Source organism: Roseicyclus mahoneyensis (genome assembly GCF_003148775.1).
Classification (GTDB): Bacteria; Pseudomonadota; Alphaproteobacteria; order Rhodobacterales; family Rhodobacteraceae; genus Roseicyclus; species Roseicyclus mahoneyensis.
This window is the reverse complement of the sequence record NZ_QGGW01000005.1, coordinates 99,375-113,339: the sequence shown is the minus strand read 5'-3', so window position 1 is coordinate 113,339 and position 13,965 is coordinate 99,375. Positions and strand designations below refer to the sequence as shown.

General features: G+C 65.1%; 15 protein-coding genes and 1 other RNA gene. 4 read left to right on the top strand and 12 right to left on the bottom strand.

The genetic code is table 11. The features are described from left to right. Nucleotide 1 precedes the first annotated feature (1 nt). Both C7455_RS11620 and C7455_RS11615 read left to right on the top strand, forming a co-directional pair. Complete coding sequence (locus C7455_RS11620; protein WP_109668405.1) at nt 2-283, top strand: HPr family phosphocarrier protein; 282 nt, start codon at nt 2-4, stop codon at nt 281-283. Nucleotides 284-293: 10 nt separating this feature from the next. Then, nucleotides 294-1,226, top strand: a complete 933-nt coding sequence (locus C7455_RS11615) for a lysophospholipid acyltransferase family protein (protein ID WP_109668403.1) — start codon at nt 294-296, stop codon at nt 1,224-1,226. Between the two features lie 9 nt (nt 1,227-1,235). Here the strand turns inward: C7455_RS11615 and C7455_RS11610 are convergent, their stop codons facing one another. Further along, nucleotides 1,236-2,114: a 3-hydroxybutyryl-CoA dehydrogenase gene (locus C7455_RS11610; protein WP_109668402.1), complete on the bottom strand. Its 879-nt coding sequence runs from the start codon at nt 2,112-2,114 to the stop codon at nt 1,236-1,238. 232 nt (nt 2,115-2,346) lie between these two features. Here C7455_RS11610 and C7455_RS11605 point away from each other — a divergent pair, with 232 nt between their 5' ends. Beyond that, nucleotides 2,347-3,165 carry a DUF6473 family protein gene (locus C7455_RS11605; RefSeq protein ID WP_109668400.1) on the top strand — a complete coding sequence of 273 codons (819 nt, stop codon included), beginning with the start codon at nt 2,347-2,349 and terminating at the stop codon, nt 3,163-3,165. A gap of 47 nt (nt 3,166-3,212) precedes the next feature. Here the strand turns inward: C7455_RS11605 and C7455_RS11600 are convergent, their stop codons facing one another. From C7455_RS11600 to C7455_RS11575, 6 genes are all read right to left on the bottom strand, one after another. Further along, nucleotides 3,213-4,139, bottom strand: a complete 927-nt coding sequence (locus tag C7455_RS11600; RefSeq protein ID WP_109668399.1) for an electron transfer flavoprotein subunit alpha/FixB family protein — start codon at nt 4,137-4,139, stop codon at nt 3,213-3,215. Then, entirely contained in the window at nt 4,139-4,900 is a 762-nt protein-coding gene (locus C7455_RS11595) for an electron transfer flavoprotein subunit beta/FixA family protein (protein ID WP_109668397.1), read from the bottom strand. Before C7455_RS11595 ends, C7455_RS11600 begins: the two co-directional genes overlap by 1 nt. Nucleotides 4,901-5,017: 117 nt before the next feature. Beyond that, entirely contained in the window at nt 5,018-5,674 is a 657-nt protein-coding gene (gene trhA, locus C7455_RS11590; protein WP_109668395.1) for a PAQR family membrane homeostasis protein TrhA, read from the bottom strand. Nucleotides 5,675-5,722: 48 nt separating this feature from the next. Continuing rightward, entirely contained in the window at nt 5,723-6,322 is a 600-nt protein-coding gene (gene recR / locus C7455_RS11585) for a recombination mediator RecR (RefSeq protein WP_109668394.1), read from the bottom strand. 10 nt (nt 6,323-6,332) lie between these two features. Further along, entirely contained in the window at nt 6,333-6,686 is a 354-nt protein-coding gene (locus C7455_RS11580; protein WP_109668673.1) for a YbaB/EbfC family nucleoid-associated protein, read from the bottom strand. Nucleotides 6,687-6,704: 18 nt separating this feature from the next. Then, nucleotides 6,705-8,468, bottom strand: a complete 1,764-nt coding sequence (locus C7455_RS11575; protein ID WP_109668392.1) for a DNA polymerase III subunit gamma/tau — start codon at nt 8,466-8,468, stop codon at nt 6,705-6,707. Between the two features lie 151 nt (nt 8,469-8,619). Here C7455_RS11575 and C7455_RS11570 point away from each other — a divergent pair, with 151 nt between their 5' ends. Next, entirely contained in the window at nt 8,620-8,946 is a 327-nt protein-coding gene (locus C7455_RS11570; RefSeq protein WP_109668391.1) for a hypothetical protein, read from the top strand. Nucleotides 8,947-9,036: 90 nt separating this feature from the next. Here C7455_RS11570 and ffs read toward each other — a convergent pair. The 5 genes from ffs to C7455_RS11545 all read right to left on the bottom strand — a co-directional run bounded on the left by ffs (nt 9,037) and on the right by C7455_RS11545 (nt 13,962). Then, nucleotides 9,037-9,135, bottom strand: an RNA gene (gene ffs / locus C7455_RS11565) — signal recognition particle sRNA small type. A gap of 44 nt (nt 9,136-9,179) precedes the next feature. Then, nucleotides 9,180-9,947, bottom strand: a complete 768-nt coding sequence (locus C7455_RS11560) for an ABC transporter permease (protein WP_109668389.1) — start codon at nt 9,945-9,947, stop codon at nt 9,180-9,182. Next, the gene (locus C7455_RS11555; RefSeq protein ID WP_109668387.1) at nt 9,944-10,783 is read right to left on the bottom strand and encodes an ABC transporter ATP-binding protein; all 840 of its coding nucleotides are present in this window, start codon (nt 10,781-10,783) and stop codon (nt 9,944-9,946) included. Before C7455_RS11555 ends, C7455_RS11560 begins: the two co-directional genes overlap by 4 nt. Before the next feature lie 77 nt (nt 10,784-10,860). Further along, nucleotides 10,861-11,877: an ABC transporter substrate-binding protein gene (locus C7455_RS11550; protein ID WP_109668385.1), complete on the bottom strand. Its 1,017-nt coding sequence runs from the start codon at nt 11,875-11,877 to the stop codon at nt 10,861-10,863. 165 nt (nt 11,878-12,042) lie between these two features. Continuing rightward, nucleotides 12,043-13,962 carry a bifunctional 2',3'-cyclic-nucleotide 2'-phosphodiesterase/3'-nucleotidase gene (locus tag C7455_RS11545; protein WP_170119064.1) on the bottom strand — a complete coding sequence of 640 codons (1,920 nt, stop codon included), beginning with the start codon at nt 13,960-13,962 and terminating at the stop codon, nt 12,043-12,045. Between the last annotated feature and the right edge of the window lie 3 nt (nt 13,963-13,965).

Here is a 13,965-nt window from a genome sequence, read left to right as displayed (position 1 = left end):
CATGTCCGACCGGTCCGAGATCCGCCACCTGGACATCGTCAACATCAAGGGCCTGCATGCCCGCGCCTCGGCCCGTTTCGTCGAGGTGGTAGAAGCACATGACGCTACGGCAACCGTACGCCGCGACGGGCTGAGCGCCGCCGGCGACTCGATCATGGGACTTTTGATGTTGGCAGCCTCCATGGGAACCTCTATTGAGGTTGAAACCTCCGGCCCGGAGGCAAACGTGCTGGCCGATGCGCTTGCGGCCCTTGTGGCCGACCGTTTCGGCGAAGGCAGCTGACCCGGGACAGATGACGGCAACCGACCGGATGGGACGAGGGCGCGTGACCGATACGAGTTCCCGCAATATCTCTGCGCCGCGATCGGCGCTGCGACCGGGGCCCGAACGGGTCTATGACCGGCGCAGCCTCACCTATGCCAACAGTTTCGACAGTTTCTGGACCCGTCATACGATCAAGGCGATCGAATGGGCGACCGGCAAGCTGACCATCATCCGCCGGGTCCGCCAGTTCGAGAAGATGGGCGAAGTGACGGGTCAGGCGTTCTGGCCGGCCACGATGAAGGTGATGGGGATCGACCTGCAAACCCCGCAGCACCAGCTTGACCGCATCCCCCCCGAAGGGCCGGTCGTGTTCGTGGCCAACCATCCGCACGGGCTGGTCGACGGGATGATCCTTGCCGATCTGATCGGGCGGCGGCGCGCCGACTACCGCATCCTGACGCGGGCGCTGTTGACCGGGCTGGACGAAAGCGCGTCGGGCTACATGATCCCTGTGCCCTTTCCGCATGAACCCGATGCGCAAGAAAAGATGCTGCAGATGCGGGCCAACGCAATGGCGCATCTGGACCAGAAGGGGTTGATCGCGCTGTTCCCCTCTGGCGCCGTGGCCGTGGCAGACACGATGTTCGGCCCCGCCGTAGAGGGCGAATGGAACGTCTTTACCGCCAAGATGATCCGCAAATCGGGCGCAACCATCGTGCCCTGTTACTTCACAGGATCGAATTCGCGCTGGTATCAGATCGCCAACCGCGTCTCGCCGATCCTGCGGCAGGGCCTGTTGATCCACGAGGTGGTGCACAGTTTCGACAAACCGCAGGCGCCCATCATCGGAAACCCGATCACGCCCGACCAGTGGCAAGACCGGATCGAACGGCCGCGCGATTTCATGGCATGGCTGCGCGCGCGCGCGCTGTCGCTCAAGGATGATCCCGATCAGGTCTGAGCGGTCGCCTCAGCGCGTCGGCACCGGGTCGCCGTCACCACGGTAATCGTAGAATCCGCGCTGCGTCTTGCGACCGAGCCATCCGGCCTCGACGTATTTCGTCAGCAGCGGACAGGGGCGGTATTTGGTATCGGCCAGCCCGTCATGCAGCACGTTCATGATCGCAAGGCAGGTGTCGAGACCTATGAAATCGGCCAGTTCCAGCGGCCCCATCGGGTGGTTGGTGCCCAGCTTCATGGCCATGTCGATGGAGGTGACGTTTCCGACCCCTTCGTACAGCGTGTAGACCGCCTCGTTGATCATCGGCATCAAGATGCGGTTGACGATGAAGGCGGGAAAATCCTCGGCTGTAGCCGCCGTCTTGCCCAGCCGGTCGACCACCGCTTTGCAGGCGGCAAAGGTTTCCTCATCCGTGGCGATGCCGCGGATCAGTTCCACCAGCTGCATCACCGGCACCGGGTTCATGAAGTGGAAACCCATGAATTTCTCGGGCCGGTCGGTGCGCGAGGCAAGCCGCGTGATCGAGATCGATGAGGTGTTCGAGGTCAGGATCGTGGTCGGCTTGATATGGGGCAGAAGGTCCTCGAAGATCGCCTGCTTGACCGTCTCGCGCTCGGTCGCGGCCTCGATGATGAGATCGGACTGGCCGACCTCCGCCAAGGTGGTTGTGGTGCGGATGCGGGCCATGGCCCCGGCCATCTCGGCCTCGGTGACCTTTCCGCGGCCGACCTGTCGGGCGATGTTGCGTTCGATCAGGGAGACGGCATTGCTCAGCGCATCGGCGCTGATGTCGGTCATCACCACGTCATAGCCCGCCAGCGCGCAGACATGCGCGATGCCGTTGCCCATCTGGCCCGCACCGACCACACCGATCGAAGAAATCTCCATGTCCGTTCCTCATGTCGCGCGCGATGCACGCACCTGACCCTGATCGCCTGTCGTGCGCACCATAGGCGCGAGCGGCGGGGCGAGACAACCCTGCCCCGCCGCGGCGCAATGGCCGGCGGATCGCTCGAATTTTCTCGAAAATATATACTAATTAAGGGCTTAGCTTTTCGGAAAGACCTCTACCGCACAGTCACCGTCGGGTGAGTCTTCTATTCTGCGGGAGAGAAGGGGAATGAGTTTCGAACACAGGGGGCATTTGCCCCTCGATTACCATCCGGTGGTCTATCCGGGGTCCGTCCTTCGGTTCCGGGGTCCGGGGCACGGGCTGGATGCGCCTTACGTGCTGTGCCTCGGCGGATCGGAGACCTTTGGCCGCTTCATCTACGCGCCGTTTGCGGCGCAGCTGGATGCGGCCCTGCCATGGGACGTGGTGAACATGGGCGTGATGAACGCAGGGCTGGACGTGATGATGCATGATGCTGCAATCCAGTCGGCCTTGCGGGGCGCGCGGGCGGTCGTGTTGCAGGTGACCGGGGCGCAGAACATGACGAACCGCTTCTACACCGTCCATCCGCGCCGCAATGACCGGTTCATCAAGGCGACCACGATGTTGCGCACGCTCTACCGTGACGTCGATTTCACCGAGTTTCATTTCACGCGCCATCTGCTGACGCATCTCAGGGGCCTGTCCACCGATCGCTTCGGTGTGGTGGCGGCTGAATTGCGCGAGGCTTGGGTGGCGCGGATGCTGGCCTTTCTGGACCGCGCGCCGGTGCCGGTGCATCTGCTGTGGCTGTCGCGCCGCCATCCCGACATGGCGGAGCCCGGGGGGCAACTGGGCCATGACCCGCTGTTCGTGACCGCCGAGATGCTGACGCAGGTGGCAGGGCGCGCGGCGTCCTGCACGGTGGCAGTTTCGCCCGCGCAGCAGCATGCGCCGGCCACCCGGGGCATGTTCTTTGCCGTGCGCGAAGAGGCAGCGGCCCGGGTCCTGCCCGGCCCGGATGGCCATGATCTGGCCGCGCGCCAACTGGCCGCCCTGCTGGCATGAAAAAACCGCCCCTTCGCCGGGGCGGTTTCAAGGCAGGATCGGATCGCTCAGAGCTTGGAGGTCAGTTCCGGCACGATCTCGAACAGGTCGCCCACAAGGCCGTAATCGGCGACCTGAAAGATCGGCGCCTCTTCGTCCTTGTTGATGGCGACGATCACCTTGCTGTCCTTCATGCCGGCCAGATGCTGGATCGCACCCGAGATGCCGACCGCGATATAGAGATCGGGGGCGACCACCTTGCCGGTCTGGCCCACCTGCCAGTCGTTCGGCGCATAGCCCGAATCGACCGCCGCGCGCGACGCGCCGACGGCGGCGCCCAGCTTGTCGGCAAGCCCTTCGATCAGGGCGAACTGTTCCTCGGAGCCGACGCCGCGGCCGCCCGAGACGACGATGCCCGCGCTGGTCAGTTCCGGCCGGTCCGAGGCCGCGACCTTGTCCTCGACCCAAGCCGACAGGCCGGTGGTGGCCGCGGTGCCCAGTGCCTCGACGGGGGCGGAATTGCCTTTGGCCGCCGCCTCGAAGCCTGCGGTGCGGATCGTCATGACCTTGGTCGCGTCGGTCGATTTGACGGTCTGGATGGCGTTGCCCGCATAGATCGGACGGTCGAAGGTTTCGGCGTCGATCACGGCCACCACCTCGGAGATCACCATCACGTCCAGCAGCGCCGCGACACGCGGCAGCACGTTCTTGGCATCCGAGGTCGCAGGGGCGGCAATGTGGCTATAGCCGCCCGCCATCGACACGATCAGGTCGGCAACGGGTTCGGCCAGCATGTGGCAAAAACCGAGATCGCCCGCAAAGATCACCTTGGCGACACCCGCCAGCGTCGCCGCCTCGGCGGCGGCGGCGTCACCGCCCTGCCCCGCCACCAGCACATGCACATCGCCCAGACCGGAAACGGCCGTCAGCGCCTTGGACACCGCATCGGTCGCCAGCTGGCCACCCGTCACATCCGCGAGAAGAAGAACAGCCATCAGATCACCCCCGCCTCATCCTTGAGTTTCGCAATCAACTCGTCGACCGAGCCCACCTTGACGCCCGCCTTGCGCGTGCCAGGCTCGACGGTCTTGACCACGCTCAGGCGCGGCGTGACATCGACACCGTAATCGGCGGCGGTCTTTTCATCGAGCGGCTTTTTCTTGGCCTTCATGATGTTGGGCAAGGACGCATAACGCGGCTCGTTCAGGCGCAGATCGACGGTGACGATGGCGGGCATCTGCACCTTGATCGTCTGCAATCCGCCATCGACCTCACGCGTAACGATGGCGCTGTCGCCCTCGACCGCCAGTTCGCTGGCGAATGTCGCCTGTGACCAACCGAGCAGAGCGGCCAGCATCTGGCCCGTCGCGTTCATGTCATTGTCGATGGCCTGCTTGCCGCACAGCACGAGGCCGGGGTTTTCCTCGGCCACGACTGCGGCAAGGATCTTGGCGACGGCCAGCGGCTCGATGTCTTTGGTCACATCCTCGGCCGCGACGACCAGAATGGCGCGGTCGGCCCCCATGGCGAGCGCTGTGCGCAGCGTTTCCTGCGCCTGCTTCACGCCGATGGACACGGCCACGACCTCATCCGCCTTGCCGGCTTCCTTGAGGCGGATGGCTTCCTCGACGGCGATCTCGTCGAAGGGGTTCATCGACATCTTCACATTGGCAAGATCGACACCGGACCCGTCCGCCTTGACGCGGACCTTCACGTTGTAGTCGATCACGCGTTTGACGGGCACAAGAACCTTCATCGCGGTCACTCCTCTCTCGGGCGCGGCGCGCCTCACGAACCTTTGGGCGAAGAATTAGAGCCTTCGGGGCGTCAAAGACAGGTCAAAATCGACGCGGGGCGGTCTGGCGACGCCGCGTCAGACCATGCGGGCGCGTTCCCACAACTCCGCGGCGATGGCGGCGTAGCAGGCGAGCGATCCCAGAAAGACGAAGACGTGCCAGATGGTGTTGTGAAACGGCAGGCGTTCCCACAGCAAAAAGGCGATGCCCGAGGAATAGATCACCCCGCCCGCGACCAGCAGCCAAAAGCCCAGCGGGCTGAGGCCCGACACCAGCGGGCCACCCCAGACCGCCCCGACCCAGCCAAGCCCGAGGTAGAGCGGGATGGCGAGCCAGCCAAAGCGGCTGGTGAACAAGATCAGCGCCGCGCCCAGCGCCGCAACCGTCCAGATCCCCGCCAGAAACCCGACCTGCCCGGCCGCCAAGGCGGCAAAGGGCGTGTAGGTGCCCGCGATCTTGAGATAGATGGCCGACTGGTCCATCCGGCGCAGCCGGTCGACCCATGCGGGCCGCTGGATCAGGTTGTAGGCGGCCGACGCACTCCACATCGCAAGGCCGGTGGCGAAGTAGACCGAAACGGCGGTGACAACGCCCGCCTCGCCGATCCAGAGCGCGGCCATGGCGATCAGAAGCGGGCCGCCGATCAAGGCGGCACCGATCCCCGAGGCATGCACGACGGCATCCGAGATGTATTCCGCGCGGGTGTAGGGACGGCGTCCGGCGATATCGGTCATGTGTTATAGCTTAGGCCGAACCCGGCATCGCGCAACTGTAACGCTGGGTCATACGGGCTTGCGCGCCCTCAGCGCGGCGGAAATCGTGCCGTCGTCGAGGTAATCAAGTTCCCCCCCGATCGGCACGCCTTGCGCCAGCGAGGTGACGGCAACCCCCATGCCGGTCAGCGCATCGGCGATGTAGTGCGCGGTGGTCTGGCCATCGACGGTGGCATTCAGCGCCAGCACCACCTCGGTCACGGTCTCGCCCGTCACCCGGTCGATCAGGCGCGGGATGCGCAGATCCTCGGGGCTGATGTCGTCAAGCGCGGACAGAGTGCCGCCCAGAACATGATAGCGCCCGGCAAAGGCCTGCCCGCGTTCCATCGCCCAGAGATCGGCCACATCCTCGACCACGCAAATCTGGCCATTGGCGCGGCGGTCATCGGCGCAGATCGGACACAGGTCCGCGGTGCCGATATTGCCGCAGTTCAGACATTCGCGCGCGGTCTCGGCCACACGCGTCATCGTCTCGGCCAAGGGGCGCATGAGTTGCCCGCGTTTCTTGATGAGATGCAGCACGGCACGCCGCGCCGACCGGGGGCCAAGCCCCGGCAGGCGGGCCATGATCTCGATCAGGGCCTCGATATCCTTGGGCGCCTCGGCCAAGGGATGCGCCTCAGAACGGCAGCTTCATGCCGGGCGGCAGACCCATGCCCTCGGTCAGCTTCGCCAGTTCCTCCTGGCTTTTTTCCTGCGCCCGGCTCTGCGCATCCTTGATGGCGGCAAGGATCAGATCCTCGACCACTTCCTTGTCGTCGGCATTGAAGATCGACGGGTCGATATCGAGGCCCACCAGCTCGCCCTTGGCGGTGGCCGTCGCCTTGACCAGCCCCGCGCCAGACACGCCCTCGACCGTGATGGCGGACAGGTTTTCCTGCATCTCGGCCATCTTGGTCTGCATTTCCTGCGCCTGTTTCATGATCTTGGCCATGTCGCCCAGACCACCAAGCCCGCCCAAACCTTTCAGCATCCTGTCATTCTCCATCTGTCATTCATCATCGAACGGGTCCCAATCCTCGGGCATGTCCTCGGGATCGGGCAAATCGGGCAGCGCCTCGGCGCTGGCCTCGGCGGCAAGTTCGGCGCGGGTGCGGACCCGCGCGATGCGCGCCTGCGGAAAGGCCGCCTTGACCGCCTGCAGCAGCGGGTGCTGTTCCAGTTCGGCCTCGAGCGCGTGACGCTGCGCCTGTTCGGCCTCGGCGATGGTGGGTCCGCCACCCTCATTGGCAAGCGAAATGATCCAGCGTGCGCCGGTGGCCAGTTGCAGGGCGCGGCCAAGGCGCTGGGACAGATCGGCGGGCGCGCCATCGGTTGGCTGGAACTCGATCCGGCCAGGTGCGTAGCTGACCAGCCTGAGGCAGGTCTTGACCTCGACCAGCAGCTTGATGTCGCGCGCGGCCTCGATCAGGGCGACGATACTGGGAAAGGTGGGGTAAAGGGACAGATCCGGCCCGGGTTCGGGCTGAAGGGCGGCCTGAGCACCGCCGATGTTGCCGCGGGGCATAGCGGCTTGAGCGCGCGGGGCATGGAGTGGACCACTCCCGCCAGACGGGCGCACAGGCCCGGAGCCGCCACTGGGAACGGGGGGCGATTGCAGTTTCTTGACCAGATCGCCGGGCGTCGGCAGGTCAGCCACGTGGGTCAGGCGGATCACGGCCATCTCGGCGGCCATCATCGCATTGGGAGAGAGGTTGACCTCCTCCAGCGCCTTGAGCAGCATCTGCCACGTCCGCGTCAACACCCGCATCGGCAGGCGTTCGGCCAAGGACCGCCCGCGAGTGCGCTCCTCGGGCGGGATGGTCGGGTCATCGGCGGCGTCCGAGGTGATCTTGATGACGCTGAGCCAATGGGTGATCTCGGCCAGATCGCGCAGGACGGCGACGGGGTCGGCCCCGTCGGCATATTGCCCGCCCAGCTCATTCAGCGCGGCCGCCGCATCACCACGCATGATCGCCTCGAAGAGGTCGAGCACCCGGCCCCTGTCTGCCAGACCCAGCATCGCGCGGACTTGGGTCGCGGTCGTCTCGCCCGCGCCATGGGCGATGGCCTGATCCAGCAGGCTCATCGCGTCGCGTACCGATCCTTCGGCGGCCCGCGTGATCAGCGCCAGCGCATCCTCGGCGATCAGGGCGCGCTCAAGGCCAGCCACCTTTTGCAGATGCGCGATCATCACCTCGGGCTCGATCCGGCGCAGGTCGAACCGTTGGCAGCGCGACAGGACGGTGACCGGAACCTTGCGGATTTCAGTCGTGGCGAACAGGAATTTGACGTGCGGCGGCGGTTCCTCCAGCGTCTTGAGCAGCGCGTTGAAGGCGCTGGTCGACAGCATATGGACCTCGTCGATGATGAAGATCTTGTAGCGTGCCTGCGCCGCACGGTAGCTGACGGTCTCGATGATCGCGTCGCGGATGTTCTGCACGCCGGTGTTGGAGGCCGCGTCCATTTCCATCACGTCGACGTGGCGGCCTTGCGCGATCGCGACGCAGTTCTGGCACACGCCGCACGGATCGGTCGTCGGCCCGCCCTGCCCGTCCGGACCGATGCAATTCAGCCCCTTGGCGATGATGCGCGCCGTCGTCGTCTTGCCGGTGCCGCGGATACCCGTCAGCATGAAGGCCTGCGCGATGCGATCCGCCTCGAAGGCGTTTTCCAGCGTGCGGACCATCGCGTCTTGCCCGATCAGGTCGGCAAAGGTCGCCGGGCGGTATTTCCGCGCCAGAACCTGATAGCCGGTGTCGGGGGTGTCGGTCATGTTGCCTCAAGCCGGGTGCGGGTCGCATCAGACCCTAGTGAAGCGACGCGCCAAGGTCCATGGTGAAGCTTGGGCCGGGTGCGCTACCTGGCCGACAAAACCAGAGGCGCAGATGGCAGAACACACACCCCCCCCGATCCTTGTTAAGGCGATGTTCCTGTTTTTCTGGGCGATGTCCGCCACGGCGCTCATGTTCTGGATCGGCGGCGTGGTCTGGCCGGGCGGGTTGCCCGGGGTGATGGCCTCGATGGGCAATGGCGCGGTGGCCTTATTCGGCGCGTTCCACATCCCGGCGGCGATCTGCGGCGTATTGTTGTGGCAATGGCGCAGGCGCACGATGGTGCCGCGCTACAGGGTCATGCTCGAAGGCGCGACGCTGTATTTCGGTCTGGCGGTGTTGTTCGGGATCTTCCTGAACTACCTGCTGGTATCGACAATGGGGTCAGTGGTCGATCCGGCAATGCCGAGCATGATGTAAGGGGGCTTTGGCGAACGAGTCTGCCAAAAGACCCTGCCGGGCTGAAGCGCGCTTCGCATCGCAAGGCAAGCTTGCACTGGAAGCCGGGGATAGTGAGAGGCTGGACATCGACCCAAGCGGGGCTCGTTGTGGCTGCTTCCTTCCGGACCTGACCAGGTTGGCGAGGCGCCTGCCCGCGCCAACCTCTCAAGAGAACACATAGGAAAAACCGCGGCACGGCGCAAGGGCATGCCTCAGCCGGGGCTGCGTTCGGCCCAACCGGCGAAGATACGCTCGAGGAATACCACGAAGTAGAACAGCAAGATCCCAAGTGCGGCCAGCGCAAACAGCACTGCAAACATCAGCGGGTAATCGGCGTTGATCCGACCCGAATCGAACAGATCACCGAGGCCCCGGCCATGGGGCGACACAATCTCCATCAGGTTGGTGCCGATAAAGGCGAGCGTGACGGCGACCTTCAGCGCGCCAAAGAACTCGGGCAGGGTCTTGGGCAGCGCGATCTTCCAGAAGATCGTGACATTGGACGCACCGAGCGAGCGCAGAATGTCGCGGTATTCAGGTTCCAGCGTCGACAGGCCGATCGAGACCGAGACGGCGATGGGAAAGAACGAGATGATGAAGGCAATCAAGATCGTGTTGAAATCATGCTGCCCCACGAACATCAGCGCGACGATGGGCACCACGGTGGCCTTGGGAATAGCATTGAAGCCCACAAGAATCGGGTAGAGCCCCTCGCGCGCGAAACGCGAGAAGCCCATGATCATGCCCACGAGCGTGCCGAACACCACGGCAAGGCTCAGCCCCGCCACGGTGCGCCACAGCGTTTCCCACGACTTGATCAAGAACAGGTCCCAGAACCGGATGTAGCGCGGGATCAGGTCCGAGGGACTGGCCATGCGGTAATCGGGCAGCTGATGATACCACACCGCCCATTCCCAGACGGCCAGAATGCCGACGATGAACAGCGTCGGGGCAAGGATCTTGCGAAGCGTGTCGTTCATGCCTGTGCCCTCGTCCGTTCGGTGTGATCGTCGGCGGGTGCGTCGCCTTCGGTCGCGCGGCCTTGGGCGACCTGAATCTGGTGGCGCAGCGTGGCCAGCATGCTGACCGCCCGCGGACCGTAGAGATCATCGAGCGTGCGCGGACCGGGCAGGTCGACATCGAGAACGAATTGCGCATGCGCAGGCCGGCCCGACATCACCACCACCTGATCGGCCAGAAACACGCTTTCGCGCAGGTCATGGGTGATGAGCAGGCAGGTGAAGGGCTCCTCGCGGCGCAGGTCATGCATGGTGCACCACAGGTCTTCGCGGGTGAAGGCGTCCAGCGCGCCAAAGGGTTCATCAAGGATCAGCACATCTGGCTTGTGGATGATGGACCGGCAGAGGCTGGCGCGCTGACGCATGCCGCCCGACAGTTCCGAGGGGCGTTTTTCGGCAAATCCTGTCAGGCCGACCAGATCCAGCAGATGATGGGCGCGCTCGGTGGCCTGCGCCTTGGACATCGGGGATTTGACGATTTCCATCGGCAAAAGAATGTTTTGCAAGATCGTGCGCCATTCCAACAAAACCGGGTTCTGGAACGCCATGCCGACCGTCGGGCGCGGGCTGGTGACTTTCTTGCCGTGCAGCCAGACCTCGCCCGTATTGGGCCTCATAAGGCCCGACACCAGCCGCGTCAGGGTGGATTTGCCACAGCCCGAAGGACCGACGACGGCGCAGAAGCTGTTCTCGGGAACCGCCATGTCGAGCCGGTCAAGCACCGGCAGCGGCCCGGCCTTGGTCTTGTAGGCATGCGTGACGTCACGCAGCTCGATCATGTAAGAGGAATTGGTCATCGCGGCCCCCGCAAAACGCGCACCGGGGCCGCGATGCGTGCGGCCCCGGGCAGGACTGGTGAAAGGTCAGCCAAGGGTCACTGCGGCGCTACCATCAGCACCTCGGCCTCGGGCAGGTAGGCGTCGGTGAAATAGAGCGACATGTCGGGCTCGTTCTGGAACTCGTAGACAAGGCGCATCTGCTCGATGGCGGTCGCCATCCGGTCCGTGTCGATGTTGCCCATGCCGTTTTCGACGACATAATCCGTCAGGATATTGGCATCGAGCGCCAGTTGCAGGCGGCGGGTCTCCAGTTCCACGTCGCCGGCCGGGTTGCGGGCGATGACAGCGGCGGCACCGGCGGCCGGGTCGGCAGCGGCATCTGCCACACCGCGCGCGATGGCCCGGAGCGCGCCGGTCACGATCTCGGGGTTGGCGGCAGCGTATTCCGTGTTCACGATCACGGCATTGCCATAGAGCGCCACACCATGATCGGCGAAGAGAATCGTGGTGATGTCATCCTCGGGTACGCCAAGACGAGCGAGCGACAGGAAGGCCGAGAAGTTGAAGCCGGTCACGCTGTCCACATTGCCCTCGGCCAGCATTGGCTCGCGGGTGGGAAAGCCAACGGGCTCCACAGTGATCGTCGACACGTCGATGTCGTTCACGGCGGCAAGAATGGGAAACTGCGCCCAGGCCCCATCAGGCGGCGGCGCGCCGAGGATCGACCCCTCAAGATCTTCGATCCCGCTGATGCCCTGGCTGACGCGGCCCACGATGGCGAAGGGCGGGCTGTCATAGACCATCATCGCGGCGATCACAGGCGCGCCGGGGTTCTGGTCGAGGAACCGGATCAGGCTGTTGATGTCGGCAAAGCCCATCGGAAAGGCGCCAGAGGCGACCTTGGGGATTGCGTCAAGCGATCCCTCGCCGGCGGCGACGTTCACGGTCAGGCCTTCGGCGGCGAAATGGCCATTGTCCGTGGCAAGGAAATAAGGGGCCGCAGGCCCTTCGAAGCGCCAGTCGAGGGCGAAGTTGATGGTCGTATCCTGAGCGGTGAGCGGGGTGGCCGCAACAAGGGCGGCGGCCAGAACGGGAATGGCACGGGTGAACAAGCGATATCTCCTTGTGCTTGGCAGCGCGGTGTTCAGACTTGAGTCAGATCACCGGCTGCGTCGCTGCAGGTCAACGGGCGCGACGCCTAGACAAGGGGCATCTGCACAAAGGCCGCACAGGCACAAAGCCATCCGCCTAAAATACAGGCATATTTTCCGCTTTGCCTATAATGTAAGCAGATATCTTTCGAATCCGCTGGCGTCGGTGCCATCGAACACGAGGCCAAGCGCGCGCAGCCGGTCTGCATGCGCCGCGGCACCGGGGCCGGTCTGGACGACAACCTGCACCCCCCCCAGCGGGGTCAGGCGAAAACTGGGTTCGATCACCGGATCGAGCGGCGCGCGCGCCGCGGCGATGTAATCCACCAGCGCGCTGCGCACCGGATCAGCCGTGGCACAGACCGTCTCGCAGGCTTGCGCAGCCGGAAAGTGACCGCCGCCCGCAGCGCGATAGGCGCTTGTGGCAACCAGAAAGCTGGCGTCGTCGCGGACGGGCAGACCACAGGGCAGGCGCAGGTTGCGGATGCGCCCCGGCCCCGCGCGGATCACATCCCCGTCGGCGTTGGTGCGGGCGATCTGGCTCAGGTCGATCTCGTAGCGCAACCCGTCCATCCGGTCGAAATTGTAGCTGGCGAACGCCATGTCGATCAGCGGTTGCGGCGGCCCGCTGTGGGCGGGGTCGATCCGGTGAAATGCGGAGGCCGAGCGTTCCAGCCAGTCGCGCAACTGCGCCCCCGTCGCGCGCAGCAAGGTCAGCCCGTTGGCGTAGGCGTAGAGATCGGCGGCATGGCGCAACAGCACGACACCCGCAGGCACATCGGTGTAGTGGTCAGGTCCGCCCCGCCCCCCGGCCTTGAACGGGGTGGTGACGGAAATCAGCGGAAGGGCTGCCAGATCGTCGCGATCTGCCAGCAGGTGCGCCACGGCGGCCCGCTGGGCATCGGCGATGACCTGTGTTGCGGCGCAAGGTGCCAGCAGGCTGAAATAGGTCTCGAGCGGCACCGCGCTCTGACCCAGCGGCCGGGCGGAAAAGGCGCGCGTCAGGCGATGACCGCGCACCATCTGCTGACGCAACACCGGCAATCGCTGCAAACGACGCCGCAGCACCGCGCGATCCTCGGGGTTCCCTCCGGAAACCTCGGTCAGCCGCACCCGCGCATCGTGCACGATCCAGCGCCGACCCGTGTCGCCGTCCGGGGCGGCCCGCAACTCAAGATCGATCTGGCCCAGATGCGAGCCCCAGAACCCGGGCTGGACCACCGGCGTGCCCCCCACCAGACCCGTGGGATCGGTCGGGCGCGGGAAAACCCGGTGCGTGTGGCCGGCAATGACGGCATCCACCCCGTCGAGACGGGCAAGCAGGCGGCCCACATTCTCGCCTTCGGCCACATCATGATCCGAGCCGAGACCGCTATGGGCCAGCACGATGACGAGGTCAGCGCCCTTGGCCCGCATGGATGCGACCTCGCGCTGGACCGACGGCAAGATGGCATCGACCTGCAACCGTCCCTGCAGATGGATGCGGGCCCAGCGCAGCACCTGCGGCGGTGTCGCGCCCGTGACCCCGATGCGCAGGGTCCGCACGGCGCCTCCGGCATCCAGCAGGTTGCGCTCGAGGATCGCGTGGCGCGCAAACAGGGTCGCACCGCCGTTCAGACGCAGCGCATTGGCAAGGACGACCGGATAGCGTGCCGGAGCCAAGGCCCGCTCCAACACATCGAGGCCGAAGTCGAAGTCATGATTGCCCAGCGTCGCCGCATCATAGCCCAGCGCATTCATAGCGGCGATCATGGGGTGGATGTCGCCCTGAGGCATCAGGCCGGACAGGGCCGCATCGGCCAGCGGCGCGCCTTGCAAGGTGTCGCCATTGTCGAACAGCAGCGTGTTGGGGCATTCGGTGCGCGCCTGTTCGATCAACACCGCCAGATTGGCCAGCCCGACACTGTCATCGCGACGGTCGGTGAAATAATTGAACGGGAACAGATGCGCGTGCAGATCGGACGTCGCCAGCACACGCACACAAAGTGCGGCGTCCCTTGACGCCGCATCGAACAGTGTGGCCGCCAGTGTCCCGGTGACGGTCATATT

Coding starts and splice junctions, on each gene's coding strand:
- trhA (WP_109668395.1), bottom strand. CDS start 5,674: ATGACCGATATCGCCGGACGCCGTCCCTACACCCGCGCGGAATACATC.
- C7455_RS11555 (WP_109668387.1), bottom strand. CDS start 10,783: ATGACCAATTCCTCTTACATGATCGAGCTGCGTGACGTCACGCATGCC.
- C7455_RS11570 (WP_109668391.1), top strand. CDS start 8,620: ATGTTCCTGTTTTTCTGGGCGATGTCCGCCACGGCGCTCATGTTCTGG.
- C7455_RS11620 (WP_109668405.1), top strand. CDS start 2: ATGTCCGACCGGTCCGAGATCCGCCACCTGGACATCGTCAACATCAAG.
- C7455_RS11600 (WP_109668399.1), bottom strand. CDS start 4,139: ATGGCTGTTCTTCTTCTCGCGGATGTGACGGGTGGCCAGCTGGCGACC.
- C7455_RS11605 (WP_109668400.1), top strand. CDS start 2,347: ATGAGTTTCGAACACAGGGGGCATTTGCCCCTCGATTACCATCCGGTG.
- C7455_RS11615 (WP_109668403.1), top strand. CDS start 294: ATGACGGCAACCGACCGGATGGGACGAGGGCGCGTGACCGATACGAGT.
- C7455_RS11545 (WP_170119064.1), bottom strand. CDS start 13,962: ATGACCGTCACCGGGACACTGGCGGCCACACTGTTCGATGCGGCGTCA.
- C7455_RS11610 (WP_109668402.1), bottom strand. CDS start 2,114: ATGGAGATTTCTTCGATCGGTGTGGTCGGTGCGGGCCAGATGGGCAAC.
- C7455_RS11575 (WP_109668392.1), bottom strand. CDS start 8,468: ATGACCGACACCCCCGACACCGGCTATCAGGTTCTGGCGCGGAAATAC.
- C7455_RS11595 (WP_109668397.1), bottom strand. CDS start 4,900: ATGAAGGTTCTTGTGCCCGTCAAACGCGTGATCGACTACAACGTGAAG.
- C7455_RS11560 (WP_109668389.1), bottom strand. CDS start 9,947: ATGAACGACACGCTTCGCAAGATCCTTGCCCCGACGCTGTTCATCGTC.
- C7455_RS11580 (WP_109668673.1), bottom strand. CDS start 6,686: ATGCTGAAAGGTTTGGGCGGGCTTGGTGGTCTGGGCGACATGGCCAAG.